Origin of the sequence: Paludibacterium denitrificans (genome assembly GCF_009707705.1) — a bacterium.
Taxonomy (GTDB): domain Bacteria; phylum Pseudomonadota; class Gammaproteobacteria; order Burkholderiales; family Chromobacteriaceae; genus Paludibacterium_A; species Paludibacterium_A denitrificans.
The window spans coordinates 402,010-416,840 of sequence record NZ_WLYX01000001.1; the positions used below are offsets into that span (position 1 = coordinate 402,010).

Here is a 14,831-nt window from a genome sequence, read left to right on the forward strand (position 1 = left end):
CCCGCAGCGCGGCCGCTCGGCTTATTCTTCGTCCAGCACGGCAGAGGTGTAAACCTCCTGCACGTCGTCCAGATCTTCCAGCGCGTCCAGCAACTTTTGCATGCGCACGGCATCGTCACCGGTCAGCTCGGTCTCGTTTTCCGGCTTCATGGTCACTTCGCCCATTTCCGGTTTGAAGCCCTTGGCTTCCAACGCTTCTTTGATCGCAGTGAATTCATACGGGCCGGTGATCACTTCGATCGAACCGTCTTCATCCGTCACCACGTCGTCCGCACCGGCTTCCAGCGCCGCTTCCATCAGCGCATCTTCATCGGTACCCGGCGCAAACACCATGTAGCCACAGTGCTTGAACTGGAAGGCCACGCAGCCATCGGTGCCCATGTTGCCGCCGTATTTGGAGAAAGCATGACGGACATCGGCCACGGTACGGGTTTTGTTATCCGTCAGGCAATCCACCATCACGGCCGCGCCGCCGATGCCATAACCTTCGTAGCGGCATTCGAAATAATCCACGCCGTCCAGCTGGCTTAGGCACCGCGCTTGATGGCGTTTTCAATATTGTCCTTGGGCATGGATTCGGCCTTGGCCTTGTCCACCGCTAGGCGCAGACGCGGGTTGGCGCCGATGTCGGCCCCGCCCATCTTGGCTGCGACGGTAATTTCCTTGATCAGACGGGTAAAGATCTTGCCGCGCTTGGCGTCCTGACGACCTTTACGATGCTGGATGTTAGCCCACTTGCTGTGACCTGCCATGATTGCCTCAATCTGCTGAGGGCTTGCCACGCCTCATTGGTCGTCACGCCAGAGACGTGTCGCCGAAGGTTTCAAGCCGGATTTGGAACAAGAAAAATGGCGGTATTCTAGCAGAAAGCTATTTCGCCTTCAGCATAGACAGTATGAACTCGAAACTTTGCTGGTAAATCTGCTCGATCGCCGGTGTCAGCAGCGGCAAGGCAATATAAAGGGCGATGAAGCCAGTCAGCAGCGTCAGCGGGAAGCCAAAGGAAAAAATATTGAACTGCGGCGCCGCCCGCGTCATCACGCCAATGGCCAGGTTGGTGACCAGCAAGGCGGCAACCACCGGCAACGAGAGCCATATCCCCCATGCCACGATATGGCCGCCCCATTTGACCAGCGCAAGCAGGCTGGCCCCTTAAGCAACGACTGACCAATCGGCAGTATCCGGAAGCTTTCCAGCAAAGTGTTGATCATCACCTGCGGGCCATCAAACGCCATGAAAAGCAGCATGACAAACACCGTCAGCAGGCTCGACATGGTTGGCACCTGCGCCGCATGCTGCGGGTCGAACGTCATGGCAAAACCCAGCCCCATCTGCCCGGAAATGATCATGCCGAGCCATTTCCACTGCCGCCAGCGCCAGCCGCATGACAAAGCCCATGGCCAGACCAATCAGCAATTGCTGCACTACAATCGCAAAGTATGCCGCCGACACCACCGGCACGGCTGGCGCTGGTGGCAAGACCGGAACCAGCAGCACGGTCAGCATCAGCGCAAAACCGGCGCGAAAGCGACGGGGAATGGCGCGATTGGAATAAAACGGGTCGGCCAGAAACAGACCGACGATACGAGTAAATGGCCAGATAAACATGCTGACCAGCGCATTGATCTGCGCGTCGGAAATGGTCAGCATCAGCCGATAACGGTGGGAATGCTCTGGAACAGACGGGTGGTGTACTCGATCAGGGTGTTGAGCATCCACGGCCCGGCCAGCACCAGAATCAGAAACATGGCCAACAGTTTGGGAATGAAGGTCAGCGTCATTTCGTTGATCTGGGTAGCGGCCTGCAACACACTCACCAGCAAGCCCACCAGCAGTGAAGCCCCCCAGCACCGGCGCCGACACGATGATCAGCACATACAGCGCGTTCTGCACCATGCTAATGATTAATTCCGGACTCATCGCGCCTCCCCACTTGTTTCGGCCAACCTTGTTTCACTTATACCCATCGCAACGCCGTGCTGGCATCGTCCCAACCAAGATAGACGTCAGCCGGTGTAAAAACTCTGCACCAGCGAGCCCATCAGCAATGTCCAGCCGTCCACCAACACAAACAACATCAGCTTGAATGGCAGCGAAATGGTGGCGGGTGACACCATCATCATGCCCATGGCCATCAGAATACTCGCCACCACAAAGTCGATGATGATGAACGGGATAAATACCATGAAACCAATCTGGAACGCGGTTTTCAGCTCGCTGATGATATACGCCGGGATCAAGGTCTTGATCGATACATCCGCCTTGGTCGCTTGGGCGAACGGGAAATCTCGATGAAAAACGCCGGGTCCTTTTCCCGCGTCTGGCGCAGCATGAACTCTTTCATCGGCTTGCTGCCCTCTTCCACCGCCTGATTGAAGCTGATTTTGTCCTCGGAAAAAGGCGTCCGTGCCTTGCTGTAAACCTGATCAAGCGTTGGTCCCATGACAAACAACGTCAGGAACAACGACAAACCAATGATCACCTGATTGGGCGGCGACTGCATGGTACCCATGGCCTGACGCAACAGCGACAACACAATCACGATGCGGGTAAACGACGTCATCATCAGCAGCATGGCCGGGATGAACGTCAACCCGGTCATGAACAGCAGCATTTGCAGGCTGAGCGAATAGCTCTGCCCCCCGCCTCCGGCGTACTGGTCATCAACGGCAAACCGGCTGCCTGCACGGACGGCAGCAGGCACAGCAAACACGGCAACAGGACTATCAATACACGTTTCATGGCTTTTTCGATGCATCCATCTGGCGACGGCCCTTCTCCATGGCGGATTTTAACCAGCGGGCAAACGGTTCCGTAGGCGCAACAACATCGTTATCCGCATCGTCAGGGCGCGGCAGCTTGTTGAGCAGATTGACTTGCGAGGGCGTAACGCCCAGCACCAGCCATTCGCCCTCCAGCTCCACAATCACCACCCGCTCGCGCTGGCCTACCATGACCCCGCTCACCACCTTGAGCCGGTTGGTAGCGCCCAGCATGCCTTGAGAGAAACGCCGGAACATCCAGGCCGCACCCATAATCACGCCAAGCACCACCGCCGGGCCAAACACCACCTGCAACAATCCCATGAGCGGCGACGGCGAATCGACCGCCGCAGCAGGCACTGCGGCCAACGCCAGCGTCGGTACAAAAAAAACACCGGCCAATCCCAGATTGACCGGTTGGCGCGGCCGCCTCTGTACAAGACGCCAGACCATTATTTCTGCAACCGGCGGATACGCTCAGTAAGCGTAATGATATCGGTCAGGCGGATACCGAACTTGTCATTGACCACCACCACTTCGCCTTGTGCGATCAGGCAACCATTGACCAGCACATCCATCGGTTCCCCCTGCCAGACCATCCAGTTCCACCACCGAACCCTGCGCCAGCTGCAACAGGTTACGAATGGCAATCTTGGTGCGCCCCAATTCGACAGTCAGTTGAACCGGAATGTCCAGAATCATGTCCAGATTGCGCGGCACGCTACCGGAGCTTTCTGCGGTGGCACCAAATTCCTGGAACAGATTGTGGGCAGGCTCTGCCGCCGTCGTATCCGACGCCGCCAGTGAAGCATCGGCGTCGGCCTGCTCGGCCATCGCCGCGGCCCAATCGTCCATGGAAATTTCTTCTTCCGGCGCGGCAGCCTTAACCTGCTCGTCCTGCAATTCGTCACTCATTATTGTTGTCTCCTGTCGGCTCGACAAAGTCATGAGCCCCGGCTAATACCGAGTCCACCTTGAGCGCATAGCGCCCCTGTACCGTGCCATAGTGGCATTCAAACACCGGAATCCCCGACACATCCGCCACGATGGACTCGGAAATATCCAGCGTCACCACATCGCCTACCTTCAGGTTGAGTACCTGACCGAGCGTCACCCGGGTTTCGGCCAACGTTGCAACCAAATCGACCTCCGCTGCCTGCACCTGATGCGACATCAGGCTGATCCAGCGGTTATCCACCTCGGTACGGTCAGCCTGCATGGTACTGGACAGCAGGTCACGGATCGGCTCCACCATGGAATACGGCAGACACATGTGAAAATCGCCGCCGCCCGCGCCCAGCTCGATATGGAACGTCACCGCCACCACCACCTCGGTCGGCGTTGCGATGTTGGCAAACTGGGTATTCATTTCCGATCGCAGGTAAACAAACTCGATCGGATAGACCGTTTCCCACGCCTTCTGGCATTCGTTAAACACCACCTCCAGCAGGCGGTGAATGATGCGCTGTTCGGTCGGGGTAAAGTCACGCCCTTCGACCCGCACGTGATAACGGCCATCGCTACCGAACAGATTATCGACGATGAGGAAGACCAGATCCGGGTCAAAAATCAGCAAACCGGTGCCGCGCATCGGTTTGACATGCACCAGATTCAGGTTGGTCGGCACGACCAGGTTGCGGATGAACTCGCTGTACTTCTGCACCCGCACCGGCCCGACCGAAATCTCGGCATTACGGCGGATGAAGTTGAACAGGCCAATGCGCAGGTTACGGGCGAAACGTTCGTTGATGATTTCCAGCGTCGGCATACGGCCGCGCACGATACGTTCCGGCGGCCGATATCGTAGCTACGGACGCCCGGGCGTCCTGCACCACGTCATCATCTTCGTCCTCGCCGGTGACCCCCCTGAGCAGGGCATCTACCTCTTCACGGGACAGAATATCGTCGGCCATGCGTCCTGCTTACTGATTCTGAATGATGAAGGAAGTAAAGACTACGCTATCCACGGGTTCTTCCGTCCCGGCATCCATGGATTCGTTGATGATTTTCTTGACCTGAGCCTTGAGTTTGACCTTGCCGTCCGGCGTAGCCAGTTCTTCAGCCGTTTTGGACGACAGCAGCAGAATCAGCGCACTGCGCACCTTGGGCATGTAGTCTTCAAACTTTTTCTTGGCTTCTTCGCTTCCCAGCTCGGCCTGCATATCCACCTGCAGCAAGCCACCGCTCTCGCCCGCTAGGTTGACGACAAAGGTATCCAGCTTTTCAAAAATCGGCGGGCCATCTTTTTTCTTCTTGGTGGCCGCTTCATGCGCTGCTTCACCACCGGCTGCATTGCCGCCTGCATGATTGACGCTGGTGAACATATAGGCAGCCGAGGCCGCCCACCGCCACCAAAACCAATACCAGCAGAATGATGACGATCAGCATCAGCTTGTTAGAACCACCCGCCTTTTTCTCTGACTTGTCTGTTTTTTCTGCTTTTTTATCGTCTGCCATGAATGTTTTAGCCCGTACGTTGGAGGTTTCCACGAAATCCTAAGCGATTTCTTGGTGGTATTTTCCTGTTTTCCGCCCCAACTGAACAGACCTGACGCACATAACACTCAAACAAAAATGCTAAGAACCCCTCTGGCAGCCTTAATTGCCGTCAGTGCATCCACTTCTTCAGACGAAGAATTCTGCTGCTGGCGGCTATTTTGCTGTTGCGCAAAGTGGCTTTGCTGCTGGCCGGACTGCCCGCTCGAAACCTGAGCGCCCGTCAGCTGGATGCCCCCGGCCGCCAGCATGGTGGCCAGTTTCGGCATATTGCTTTCCAGCATTTCTCGCGTGGACGGTACGGCGGCGGCAAAAACCACCTGCGCCTGATCGGTGCCATTCATCTTGAGTGAAATATCAATCGGCCCCAGTTGTGGCGGATTGATCTGGATATGTGCTTTTTCCGCCTTCATGCTGACCATGCTGAGCATCTGCTCGCTCATCGACTTGGTCCAGTTGGGGTCGGTAATCGGCTCCTGAATCGTCAGGGTTTTGACGGCAGAGGCCTGGTTAGACGCCGCCGTCGGCGCGGATGCTTGTGCCTGAACCGGCAAAAATTGCATGAACGCTTTGTCGTCTTGCGGCAAATTCTGCTCATCCAGGGCTTTGGGCGCGGCTTTTTTCCCGGCACCCGTCAACAATGCCAACGCATCGGCCTTGCCTTCGTTGACGCTGCTTGCCGATAACAAGGCAGCATCACCATTGCCTTTGGCCACGTCGATCTGCTGATTCACATACTGCTGTGGCAACACGACCGGCATGCCTTGCAGAAACAGGCTATTGGCGGCATTGCTGTTATCAGAGGCCGTGGAATCCTTGGAATCCTGGTCTTTCAGCTGAGTTTTGCCACTATCTTTGCTGGCACCCAACAGGGTACCGGCACGGCTGCCCAATTGCACGCCCAATAGATTGGCAAATAGACCGGAGGTATCACTGGCGCTGGCATCAACTTGGCCAACCACGCTTAAGCAGTGACGGCGGAAGAAGGGGTTACGGTAATCGTCATGGCCCGGGTTCCAGAGAGAAGACAGCCATGACTAGGCAATTATCATGCCAAGCTATTCATCCTGATGCTGACGATTCCAGAACTGGCGGGTGGCAAACTCGTCGCTATTTTTCTGCTGCAAACGCGCAGTTTTGATGCTGGCCCGTTGCTGCTCACGTTTGAGCAATTTTTCGTAGGCCTTGAGCTTTTTGTATTCGTTCTGCCAGCTCTGTTGCTCCAGCATGAAACGCTGGATACAGCGCTCGACTTCGCCTTGCTGAACGGTGACGGCATCATTCAGCCGCAGCAGGAATTTCTGGAAATCCTGCCACTGGCTGATGGACATGCCTTTCATGCCGCCCTGAGTCAGCCGCTGCTGGTATTCGGCACGGAACGCATCCAGTTGCTCCGGGCGTGAGCGCGCATCGTTCAAGCGCCCCTGCGCCTGCTTCATCCGCTCACCGGCAGCTTGCTGGCGGTCATCGGCCAAGCGAATCAGCAAGGCATATTTGCTATGGGCCATCGCTCTGCCCGCTTAGCCCCGGCTCAACGCAGCACCGCATCCAGCTGCTCCACGCAGGAGGCAAAATCATGGGATTCGTGCATCGGCTGAGTCAGGAAGCCCACCATTGGCAACTGACGACGAATGGCTTCGTCGAGTATTGGGTCCGCTCCCGGTACGTAAGCACCGACGCTGATCAGGTCACGATTGCGCTGGTAGCGTGAATAGAGCTGTTTGAAATGGCGCGCCTGCTCCATCTGGCGCGGGGCAACGACATCTACCATCACCCGGCTGATCGATTGTTCGATATCAATTGCCGGATAATGGTAAACTTCGGCCAACTCGCGCGACAGCACAAAGTGGCCATCCAGAATGGCACGAGCGGAGTCGGCCACCGGGTCTTGCTGATCGTCCCCTTCGGACAGCACGGTATAAAAACCAGTGATGGAGCCGCCGCCTTCAATGCCATTACCGGCACGTTCGATCAATTGTGGCAGGCGCGCAAAAACCGACGGGGGATAGCCTTTGGTCACCGGTGGTTCGCCAATGGCGAGGGCAATTTCACGCTGCGCCATGGCATAGCGGGTCACCGAATCCATCAACAACAGCACGTCCTTGCCTTGCGCGCGGAAGTATTCGGCCAACGCCGAGGCATAGGCGGCGCCATGCAGGCGCATCAGCGGCGGAACATCGGCTGGCGCGGCCACCACCACGGAACGCGCCAGACCTTCTTCACCCAGAATGTTTTCGATGAAGTCCTTGACCTCGCGGCCACGCTCACCAATCAAGCCCACCACCACCACATCGGCCCGGGTGAAGAGCGCCATCATCCCGAGCAGCACCGACTTCCCCACCCCGGAACCGGCAAACAGGCCAAGGCGTTGTCCACGCCCCACCGTCAGCAAGCCATTGATGGCACGCACGCCGACATCCAGCACATCGCGCACCGGCGAGCGCTCCAGTGGATTCATCGGCTGGCTATAGAGTGGGAAATAGGCTTCCGGATGGATCGGCCCCTTGCTGTCCAGTGGCCGCCCCAGCGCATCGAGAATACGCCCGAGCAGGCTCTCGCCCACTGGCACCTGCCGCCCTTCCGGGCCATGCACGCTGGCATCAACGGCAGGTTGGCCGAAACGTGGTGGATGGCGTGGACATAGTGGACGTACCGGCGTTCCCGGCAGCAAACCCTGAACATTGGAAAGCGGCATCAGAAACATCTTGTCACCGGAAAAACCGACAACTTCCGCTTCGATGCTATGTCCATCAGGCAGATCAACCTGACAGGCACTGCCTACCGGCAGTTTCAGGCCAACCGCCTCCATCACCATCCCGGTCACACGTACCAGCCGCCCAGTGGGCTGCCACAGTGGAGCCGCTTCGGCCACGCGGGCGCAATCCGCCAGAAACTGGCGTTGCCGTTCAATCAGCGTCATGGGAAGCAGAGTTGTCGGCGGACTCAAGGCCCAAAGCGTCGCTCAAGGCGCGCAGGCGCGAAGCCAAGGTGAGATCGAGGCGAATCGATGAAGTATCGATGATGCAACCGCCGCGTTCAATCGCTGGGTCTTCAATCCATTGCCACAAGGTTTCCGGCGTTTCCTGCTGCAATAGCTGCCGGGCGACAGTCAGATCGGCCGGATTCACGCGCAGCCGTGCTTGCGCCAGACTGGCTAAGCAAATCATCCAGCACTTGCCGCAATACCGGCTCCAGCGCACGGCCATTCACCTGCAGGTGGTCCTGTACCAGTTTTTCAGCCAACCTCACCGCCAGCGACAGCAAGCTGCCAGCCAGCTCAGACTCAACCTGCTGCAATTGCTGATTGAACGAATCGGCCAGCAGGGCCAGCGGCGCCCAAGCCTCGGCAAACTGTTGTTGTACCGCCACCAGAGCACGGCTTTCCGCTTCAGCCTTGCTTAAGCATCCAAGCCCTCGGCATGGCCAGCGGCATAACCGGCATCGTGCCCGGTTTGCCGGGCATCCTGATGGATGGCTTCCAATTCGGCAGCAGTCGGGTAGCTCAGACCAGATGCCTCAGCCACTGCACCATCGGCCGGGTCGCTATCGCCGGGGGGAGGATCATTGTCTGCGACCGCCTCTCCGGCGCATCCATTTCGGCTGGCCGCGGCGGCTCCCCTGCGCTTGGCCACCAGTTCCACCAGCTGAGCCGGGGTCAGCGTGGATGACAGCCCGCCCAAGTCTGCTGGCGCCCAACTCTGCCAGCTATCAACCTGTTCGCCCGGGATAATCGGATTATTCGACAAGGCCTTCATCACCGCCCTTGCTGCCTAGCACGATCTGGCCATCGTCGGCGAGCTTGCGCACCACCTTGAGAATTTCTTTCTGCTCGGCTTCGACTTCCGACAACTTGACCGGCCCTTTGGATTCCAGATCGTCGCGCAGCATTTCGGCCGCACGTTGCGACATGTTGCGGAAAATCTTGTCCTTCAGTTCCTGACTGGTGCCCTTGAGAGCAATCACCAGCGAATCGGACTGTACTTCGCGCAGAATGGTCTGGATGGAACGGTCGTCGATATCCAGAATGTTCTCGAACACAAACATCTTGTCCTGAATGCGCTGCGCCAACTCCGGGTCATACTCGCGGATATAGTTAAGCGCCGACGCCTCGACATTACCGCCCATGAAGTTGAGGATTTCGGCGGTCATGCCAATGCCGCCCGATGCGCTCTTCTTGATCCGATCCGAGCCAGACAACAGTTGGGTCAGTACATCGTTCAACTCGCGCAAGGCCTGCGGCTGCACCCCTTCCAGCGTCGCGGTACGAATCAGCACTTCATTACGCAGGCGCTCCGGGAAGTGCGCCAGGATGGAGCTGGACAAATCCGGCTCCAGATGAACCAGAATGGTGGAAATGATCTGTGGGTGTTCGTTGCGGATCAGGTCGGCAGCGGACGAAGGGTCCATCCACTTCAGGCTCTCAATACCGCTGTGATCATTACCTTGCATGATCTTGTCCAGCAGGTTGGACGCCTTGTCCGGCCCCAGCGCTTCGGTCAGCACGTTGCGCAGGTATTCATCAGATGCACCAATGCTGGCCCGTGCCGCACACTCTTCGCGGAACTTGCCCACCGTATCATCGATTTCTTCGTAGCTGAGGTTATTGATCGCCGACATCGCCAGCGAAATCTTCTGGACTTCTTTTGGCCCAAGGTACTTGAACACTTCCACAGCCTCGGTCTGGCCCAGACTGAACAACAGCACCGCACTACGGTGAATACCGTTATCACTCATCGGAGCTTATCCATTCCTTGATGATTTGTGCCGCCATGCGCGGATCAGACTTCACCAGATCACGCGCAGCTTCCAGATTGGAACTGTATTCGCGCTTCTGGGCATCACGCGGGTCCGCTTACGGCTTCGCTACCCGCAGCCTTGGCTTCGGCCTTGGCTCCTTCCTCGTCACCAGCAACCGCCAACAGGCGCCCCCCGCCTCGGTGGCACCTTCCTTGGCCTTTTCCGTTTCTCCCGCAGCAAGCGCACCCGGTTTGACCAGTTCCTTGACGATCGGGCGTACCACACCAAACAGCAAATACAACATGGCAATGGTCAATAAACCATACTTGATCAGGTTGCTGGCATTATTGGTGACGTAATCGGTTACTTTTTCCTGCAAAGTCACCGGCACGGCTGCATCGGCAAAGGCGGCATTCACCACGTTGACCGTATCGCCACGCTGGGTATTGAAACCCATGGCTTCTTTAACCAGATTATTGATCTGCTGGACTTCTTGTGCCGTCAGCGGTGTTGGTTTCGGCGTGCCGTTACGATCCGGCATCATGCGATAGTTGACCACCACAGCCGCCGACAAGCGTTTTACCAACCCTTGCGGCACCTTGGTGTGCTGGATGGTTTTGTCCACCTCATAATTGGTGGTGATATCGCGCTCCACCGCGCCAGAAGCACCAACCGCCTGACCAGACAGCGTAGCCGTCCCGGGCGCGGCCCCCGGCGGCAAGGTGATCGGCGCCGAGGCGGCGGAAGGCGGTTGGTTGGACAACGCGCCCGGCACGCCACCGGCCTGTGCGCCGCCATTACCCAGCTTTTCTACAATCTGCTGGCTACGGGTAGCCGAGGGATTCGGACTGGAGTTGGGTTTGTAACTTTCCGAGGTTTGCTCCACCTCGGCAAAATCGACATTGGCTGTCACCTGCGCGCGTGCATTGCCCTTGCCAAAGATCGGCTCAAGGATATCCTCAATCCGTTTGACATAGCTTTCTTCCACCTGATGCACATAGGTAAGCTGACGCTGATCCAGACCGGAGGCGTCGTTCTGGTCAGACATCTTGGACAGCAGGTTGCCATCTTGGTCGACTACCGTGACATTCTTGACCTGCAAATTGGGTACGGAGCTGGACACCAGATGCAGAATACCGGCCACCTGCCCCGCATCCAGCATCCGGCCACGGTATAAATTCAGCATGACCGAGGCGGTCGGCTGCTGCTGGTCGCGGATGAAGACACTCTGCTTGGGAACGGCGACATGGACGCGAGCAGACTCGACCGAGGAAATCGCTTCGATGGTGCGCGCCAACTCGCCTTCGATGGCACGCTGGTAGTTAACCTGCTCGGCAAACTGGCTGATACCAAACTTCTGGTTATCCATCAGTTCGAAACCAACGCCACCGGCCTTCGGCAAGCCCTGTGCCGCCAGCTTGAGGCGTGCGTCATAGACCTTGTCCGCCGGAACGGAAATGACACCGCCCTCACCCAGTTGGTAGGGAACGTTCATCTGCTGCAATGACGCGGTGACTTGCCCACCGTCACGATCAGAAATATTGGCGAAAAGGATTTTGTAGGCTGACGGTTCAGCACGGCCATGCCGATAACAACGGAAAGAATGGCGGCAATGGCCACCAGAAAGAGAATTTTCTTGTTGTTGGGAAGCGCCTTGAAACGGTCGGAGGCATCATTGATGCGCGACTTCCAAAGCGGTGTAGCGTTTTGTTCTGCCAGATCAGCCATACAGTGGTTTTAGCTTTCGGTTATAACCGCTGACGGCCTGAGAGATAGGGCCAGCGCTAAACCGGGTATTCATGATTTCCTGATAGGCGGACACCAGCTTGTTGCGTGCCCGGACCATGGTCTGGAACGACAGACTGGCTTTCTGCAACGATACCATCACATCTTGCAGGTTGACCCCTTCATCTCCCAACTCAAACTGCTTCTGCATTTCCTGCGAAGTCTGCTGAGCAGAATTTACCTGCTCGATAGTGGACTTGAGAACGTCAGCAAAGTCAACTTGCGGCGTTTCCTGAGTCTGAGTCGAGGTCTTGCCTGCGGCCAATGCCGAGGCGGCTCTCAACTCTCCCAGCAACTGATCTACATTATTTACAGCCATGGCTACTCCGTACCGCTGTCATCCCATACCTCCGCCCCTTCGGCCTGAGCGTCTTCGCTACGGTAGCGCTGCAGTTTATAACGCAGCGTGCGCTCGCTGATGCCCAGTTTTTCTGCCGCCAGCTTTTTTACGCCGCCAACGGCCGCCAAGGTATCGAGAATATGGCGTTTTTCCAGTGTTTTCATGTCGGCTTCTGCCGACAGCGGAAGAACTCCCGGCGTTTCGACCGGGGCAACCTGAGCCACGACGGAAGCATTACGCAACATCAAATCGGCGGCAGTAATTTCCGCCCCGGCGGCAAGAATCACCGCCCGCTGCATAACGTTTTCCAGTTCGCGGATGTTACCCTCCCAACTATAGGCCGTCAATTGACGCTCAGCCTCGGCAGACAAGGCCAAATCGCCGCGTCCGGCATTCTCCGCATACTTTTTAAGCATGAGTCGTGCCAGCGGCAGAATATCTTCACGTCGTTCGGCCAACGGCGGGATATGCAGCGGGAAAACATTAAGGCGGAAATAGAGATCTTCGCGGAAATTGCCCGCTTCCACTTCTGCCTGCAAATCGCGGTTTGATGTCGCCAGCACGCGAATATCCAGCTTGAGGGTTTTGGTACTGCCCACGCGCTCGACTTCGCGTTCCTGCAACACCCGCAGCAGTTTGGCCTGCAGCGCCAGCGGCATTTCACTGACTTCATCCAGCAAGATGGTGCCACCTTGTGCCTGTTCGAACTTGCCGGGCAATGCCTGCGCCGCACCGGTAAACGCGCCACGCTCGTGGCCAAACAGCGTGGATTCAAGCAGCGTATCAGGAATCGCCGCACAGTTGACGGCAACGAACGGGCCCTCGGCACGCCGCGAATGACGGTGAATGTAGCGCGCCAGAACTTCCTTGCCAACGCCGCTTGGCCCGGAGATCATCACGCTGGCATCGCTTTGCGCTACACGGCTCGCCAGCGAAAACAGCTGTTGCATCACCGGTGACTCGGCCACCACATCGCCGGAGCCACCATCCGGCAAACGCAACAGGTGCTTTTCCACTTCGGCCAACAAGCTGGCAGGCTCAAACGGTTTGAGCAGGTAATGGGTCGCCCCGGCACGCAGCAGTTCGATGGCGCGCTCGATCACGCCATAGGCCGTCATCAGGATGAACGGAACGCCGGGATAACGTTTTTTTACTTCCTCAAACAGGCCATAGCCATCCATCGGCGCCATCTGGGCATCCGAGATGATCAGCCCGACCGGTTTTTTCTTTAATTGAACCAACGCCGCCTGACCATCGCCAGCCTCCAGAGTGGAATAGCCAGCCAGCTCCAGCGTATCAACAATGGCTTCGCGCAGGTCGGCGTCATCTTCCACGACCAGTATGGGCAAACACTTCATTATTTGAGTCAAACCGTAGAGTACAAAACAGATCAGATAACCGTCTGGCGCTGTGCAACGAGCGCCACCAGACGGCTGGCAATGGCCGACAGGGCCAGCACTTCATGTGTACCACCCATGGCGATGGCTTCCTTGGGCATGCCAAACACCACACAGCTGGCTTCATCCTGGGCGATATTGTAGGCACCGGATTCACGCAACTCCAGCATACAGTGAGCGCCATCGCGCCCCATACCGGTGAGGATCACCCCGATGGCATTTTTGCCAACCACATTGGCCGCGGAGCGGAACAGGACATCGACCGACGGCCGGTGGCGGTTGACCGGCGGCCCGTTGTTAAGGCTGGTAGCAAAGCCGATGGTGGGAGCATTTTTTACCAGCAGATGCGAATGCCCGGCGCAATGTAGACGGTACCGGGCTGCAGCCGTTCGTTATCTTCCGCTTCCTTGACGTGCAATTGGCAGAGCGAATCCAGCCGGGTGGCAAAGGATTTGGTAAACATTTCCGGCATGTGCTGCGCCACCAGAATCGGCGGCATGTTGACGGGCAGAGCGGTAAGGAGAACACGTAGTGCTTCGGTGCCACCGGTAGACGAACCAATCACGATGACCTGCTGTCGCGCCAGCGGCGTGCGCCCGGTCTGACGTGGCAGTATCACATCGGCACTCAGGCTGGGTGCCACTTCCAGCGGTTTTACGGCTACGCCTGCCGGATTCAGTCCCATGATTATCCTTACTTGAGCGGCATGACTGCCTGAACTTCAGACGCCGATGGCGGCGCGTGCATCAGATCTCAGGCGAATGACAGATGGTCAAATCAGACCGTTGTACCACGGCACTGTTCTATCAGTGAAATCCAGCTATCGCAAGCGGCTTCTATCATGTCCAGCACCCGATCAAAGCCGCGTGCTCCGCCATAGTACGGGTCGGGCACTTCCAGCCTAAGCTGGTGTTGCCCAATGATGCCAGCAGGTAATGCAGGCGCGGCTGGTAAGCGGGCGGACAGTTGTTTTGCAGCAATGCCATGTTTTGCCGGTCGGCAGCCAGTATCAGGTTGAAGTCTGAAAAATCGGCCAGTTGCACCTGACGGGCACGCAAATCGTTTAGCAGGTAACCGCGTTGCGCGGCAGCCTGACAGGTGCGTGGATCCGGCGCTTCGCCGACATGATAGCTGTGGGTCCCCGCGGAATCGACGCGGACGTTTTCGGCCAACCCGCGTAGCGCCAGCTTGTGACGCATGACGCCTTCGGCAGTGGGGGAGCGGCAGATATTACCGGTACAGACGAACAAAATCGCCATTTCGCCCGGCTGTTGAACGACACGTTCAGATTGTCTTGCATGGTTTGCTGCCTGT

20 protein-coding genes and 5 pseudogenes are annotated in these 14,831 nt (G+C 57.4%); all 25 read right to left on the minus strand.

The features are described from left to right. Nucleotides 1-21: 21 nt before the first annotated feature. Nucleotides 22-752: pseudogene (locus GKE73_RS02805) on the minus strand (YebC/PmpR family DNA-binding transcriptional regulator). A gap of 118 nt (nt 753-870) precedes the next feature. Next, on the minus strand, nt 871-1,143 hold the full coding sequence (locus GKE73_RS02810; RefSeq protein WP_312854535.1) for a flagellar biosynthetic protein FliR: 273 nt from the start codon (nt 1,141-1,143) through the stop codon (nt 871-873). After that, entirely contained in the window at nt 1,038-1,331 is a 294-nt protein-coding gene (locus GKE73_RS02815; RefSeq protein WP_312854346.1) for a flagellar biosynthetic protein FliR, read from the minus strand. Before GKE73_RS02815 ends, GKE73_RS02810 begins: the two co-directional genes overlap by 106 nt. Further along, nucleotides 1,225-1,650 (minus strand): flagellar biosynthetic protein FliR, encoded by a 426-nt coding sequence (locus GKE73_RS02820; RefSeq protein WP_230369014.1) that lies wholly within the window; start codon nt 1,648-1,650, stop codon nt 1,225-1,227. The genes GKE73_RS02815 and GKE73_RS02820 overlap by 107 nt, the downstream gene beginning before the upstream one ends. After that, nucleotides 1,650-1,817, minus strand: a complete 168-nt coding sequence (locus GKE73_RS24505; protein WP_312854347.1) for a flagellar biosynthetic protein FliQ — start codon at nt 1,815-1,817, stop codon at nt 1,650-1,652. Before GKE73_RS24505 ends, GKE73_RS02820 begins: the two co-directional genes overlap by 1 nt. A gap of 189 nt (nt 1,818-2,006) precedes the next feature. Beyond that, nucleotides 2,007-2,758: pseudogene (gene fliP / locus GKE73_RS26855) on the minus strand (flagellar type III secretion system pore protein FliP). Then, a complete protein-coding gene (gene fliO / locus GKE73_RS02835; RefSeq protein ID WP_230369015.1) occupies nt 2,739-3,215 on the minus strand; it encodes a flagellar biosynthetic protein FliO in 477 nt (158 codons plus the stop codon). The pseudogene fliP and the gene fliO overlap by 20 nt, the downstream one beginning before the upstream one ends. Then, complete coding sequence (locus GKE73_RS22295; RefSeq protein WP_280955260.1) at nt 3,215-3,340, minus strand: FliM/FliN family flagellar motor switch protein; 126 nt, start codon at nt 3,338-3,340, stop codon at nt 3,215-3,217. Before GKE73_RS22295 ends, fliO begins: the two co-directional genes overlap by 1 nt. Then, on the minus strand, nt 3,282-3,710 hold the full coding sequence (locus GKE73_RS02840) for a FliM/FliN family flagellar motor switch protein (protein ID WP_512698911.1): 429 nt from the start codon (nt 3,708-3,710) through the stop codon (nt 3,282-3,284). Before GKE73_RS02840 ends, GKE73_RS22295 begins: the two co-directional genes overlap by 59 nt. Further along, nucleotides 3,670-4,675, minus strand: a pseudogene (fliM, locus tag GKE73_RS02845) (flagellar motor switch protein FliM). Before fliM ends, GKE73_RS02840 begins: the two are co-directional and overlap by 41 nt. A 9-nt stretch (nt 4,676-4,684) precedes the next feature. Further along, the gene (locus tag GKE73_RS02855) at nt 4,685-5,086 is read right to left on the minus strand and encodes a flagellar basal body-associated FliL family protein (protein ID WP_230369018.1); all 402 of its coding nucleotides are present in this window, start codon (nt 5,084-5,086) and stop codon (nt 4,685-4,687) included. A gap of 240 nt (nt 5,087-5,326) precedes the next feature. Beyond that, nucleotides 5,327-6,220: a flagellar hook-length control protein FliK gene (locus GKE73_RS24510; RefSeq protein ID WP_230369019.1), complete on the minus strand. Its 894-nt coding sequence runs from the start codon at nt 6,218-6,220 to the stop codon at nt 5,327-5,329. 96 nt (nt 6,221-6,316) lie between these two features. Continuing rightward, nucleotides 6,317-6,766 carry a flagellar export protein FliJ gene (fliJ, locus tag GKE73_RS02865; protein WP_230369020.1) on the minus strand — a complete coding sequence of 150 codons (450 nt, stop codon included), beginning with the start codon at nt 6,764-6,766 and terminating at the stop codon, nt 6,317-6,319. A gap of 23 nt (nt 6,767-6,789) precedes the next feature. Continuing rightward, nucleotides 6,790-8,178 carry a flagellar protein export ATPase FliI gene (fliI, locus tag GKE73_RS02870; protein ID WP_230369021.1) on the minus strand — a complete coding sequence of 463 codons (1,389 nt, stop codon included), beginning with the start codon at nt 8,176-8,178 and terminating at the stop codon, nt 6,790-6,792. Next, nucleotides 8,165-8,425 carry a FliH/SctL family protein gene (locus GKE73_RS02875; protein ID WP_230369022.1) on the minus strand — a complete coding sequence of 87 codons (261 nt, stop codon included), beginning with the start codon at nt 8,423-8,425 and terminating at the stop codon, nt 8,165-8,167. Before GKE73_RS02875 ends, fliI begins: the two co-directional genes overlap by 14 nt. After that, nucleotides 8,310-8,627 (minus strand): FliH/SctL family protein, encoded by a 318-nt coding sequence (locus GKE73_RS02880; protein WP_230369023.1) that lies wholly within the window; start codon nt 8,625-8,627, stop codon nt 8,310-8,312. The genes GKE73_RS02875 and GKE73_RS02880 overlap by 116 nt, the downstream gene beginning before the upstream one ends. Nucleotides 8,628-8,656: 29 nt before the next feature. Then, the gene (locus tag GKE73_RS02885) at nt 8,657-9,013 is read right to left on the minus strand and encodes a FliH/SctL family protein (RefSeq protein ID WP_230369024.1); all 357 of its coding nucleotides are present in this window, start codon (nt 9,011-9,013) and stop codon (nt 8,657-8,659) included. Continuing rightward, a complete protein-coding gene (fliG, locus tag GKE73_RS02890; protein ID WP_230369025.1) occupies nt 8,994-9,992 on the minus strand; it encodes a flagellar motor switch protein FliG in 999 nt (332 codons plus the stop codon). The genes GKE73_RS02885 and fliG overlap by 20 nt, the downstream gene beginning before the upstream one ends. Nucleotides 9,993-10,110: 118 nt before the next feature. Further along, nucleotides 10,111-11,550 (minus strand): flagellar basal-body MS-ring/collar protein FliF, encoded by a 1,440-nt coding sequence (gene fliF, locus GKE73_RS02895; protein ID WP_312854536.1) that lies wholly within the window; start codon nt 11,548-11,550, stop codon nt 10,111-10,113. After that, nucleotides 11,487-11,723, minus strand: coding sequence for a hypothetical protein (locus GKE73_RS02900; RefSeq protein ID WP_230369026.1), 237 nt, complete (start codon nt 11,721-11,723; stop codon nt 11,487-11,489). Before GKE73_RS02900 ends, fliF begins: the two co-directional genes overlap by 64 nt. Nucleotides 11,724-11,784: 61 nt before the next feature. Continuing rightward, nucleotides 11,785-12,099, minus strand: a pseudogene (gene fliE, locus GKE73_RS02905) (flagellar hook-basal body complex protein FliE); the annotation flags it as partial. Nucleotides 12,100-12,101: 2 nt separating this feature from the next. After that, nucleotides 12,102-13,478 (minus strand): sigma-54-dependent transcriptional regulator, encoded by a 1,377-nt coding sequence (locus GKE73_RS02910; RefSeq protein ID WP_230369028.1) that lies wholly within the window; start codon nt 13,476-13,478, stop codon nt 12,102-12,104. A 32-nt stretch (nt 13,479-13,510) separates the two neighbouring features. Next, nucleotides 13,511-14,202, minus strand: a pseudogene (locus tag GKE73_RS25310) (chemotaxis protein CheB). 92 nt (nt 14,203-14,294) lie between these two features. Continuing rightward, nucleotides 14,295-14,411, minus strand: a complete 117-nt coding sequence (locus tag GKE73_RS26860) for an arsenate reductase/protein-tyrosine-phosphatase family protein (RefSeq protein WP_512698890.1) — start codon at nt 14,409-14,411, stop codon at nt 14,295-14,297. Continuing rightward, nucleotides 14,357-14,776, minus strand: coding sequence for a low molecular weight protein-tyrosine-phosphatase (locus GKE73_RS02925; RefSeq protein ID WP_230369030.1), 420 nt, complete (start codon nt 14,774-14,776; stop codon nt 14,357-14,359). The genes GKE73_RS26860 and GKE73_RS02925 overlap by 55 nt, the downstream gene beginning before the upstream one ends. Nucleotides 14,777-14,831: the final 55 nt, after the last annotated feature.

Bases quoted from the DNA above. Each gene is read 5' to 3' on its own strand.
- GKE73_RS02855 (WP_230369018.1), bottom strand. From the start codon at position 5,086: ATGTTCACCAGCGTCAATCATGCAGGCGGCAATGCAGCCGGTGGTGAA.
- GKE73_RS02910 (WP_230369028.1), bottom strand. From the start codon at position 13,478: ATGAAGTGTTTGCCCATACTGGTCGTGGAAGATGACGCCGACCTGCGC.
- fliJ (WP_230369020.1), bottom strand. From the start codon at position 6,766: ATGGCCCATAGCAAATATGCCTTGCTGATTCGCTTGGCCGATGACCGC.
- fliG (WP_230369025.1), bottom strand. From the start codon at position 9,992: ATGAGTGATAACGGTATTCACCGTAGTGCGGTGCTGTTGTTCAGTCTG.
- GKE73_RS22295 (WP_280955260.1), bottom strand. From the start codon at position 3,340: ATGGATGTGCTGGTCAATGGTTGCCTGATCGCACAAGGCGAAGTGGTG.
- GKE73_RS02875 (WP_230369022.1), bottom strand. From the start codon at position 8,425: ATGATTTGCTTAGCCAGTCTGGCGCAAGCACGGCTGCGCGTGAATCCG.
- GKE73_RS02815 (WP_312854346.1), bottom strand. From the start codon at position 1,331: ATGGGGCTGGGTTTTGCCATGACGTTCGACCCGCAGCATGCGGCGCAG.
- fliI (WP_230369021.1), bottom strand. From the start codon at position 8,178: ATGACGCTGATTGAACGGCAACGCCAGTTTCTGGCGGATTGCGCCCGC.
- GKE73_RS02925 (WP_230369030.1), bottom strand. From the start codon at position 14,776: ATGGCGATTTTGTTCGTCTGTACCGGTAATATCTGCCGCTCCCCCACT.
- GKE73_RS02900 (WP_230369026.1), bottom strand. From the start codon at position 11,723: ATGGCTGATCTGGCAGAACAAAACGCTACACCGCTTTGGAAGTCGCGC.
- GKE73_RS02840 (WP_512698911.1), bottom strand. From the start codon at position 3,710: ATGACTTTGTCGAGCCGACAGGAGACAACAATAATGAGTGACGAATTG.
- fliO (WP_230369015.1), bottom strand. From the start codon at position 3,215: ATGGTCTGGCGTCTTGTACAGAGGCGGCCGCGCCAACCGGTCAATCTG.
- GKE73_RS02885 (WP_230369024.1), bottom strand. From the start codon at position 9,013: ATGAAGGCCTTGTCGAATAATCCGATTATCCCGGGCGAACAGGTTGAT.
- GKE73_RS02820 (WP_230369014.1), bottom strand. From the start codon at position 1,650: ATGCTGACCATTTCCGACGCGCAGATCAATGCGCTGGTCAGCATGTTT.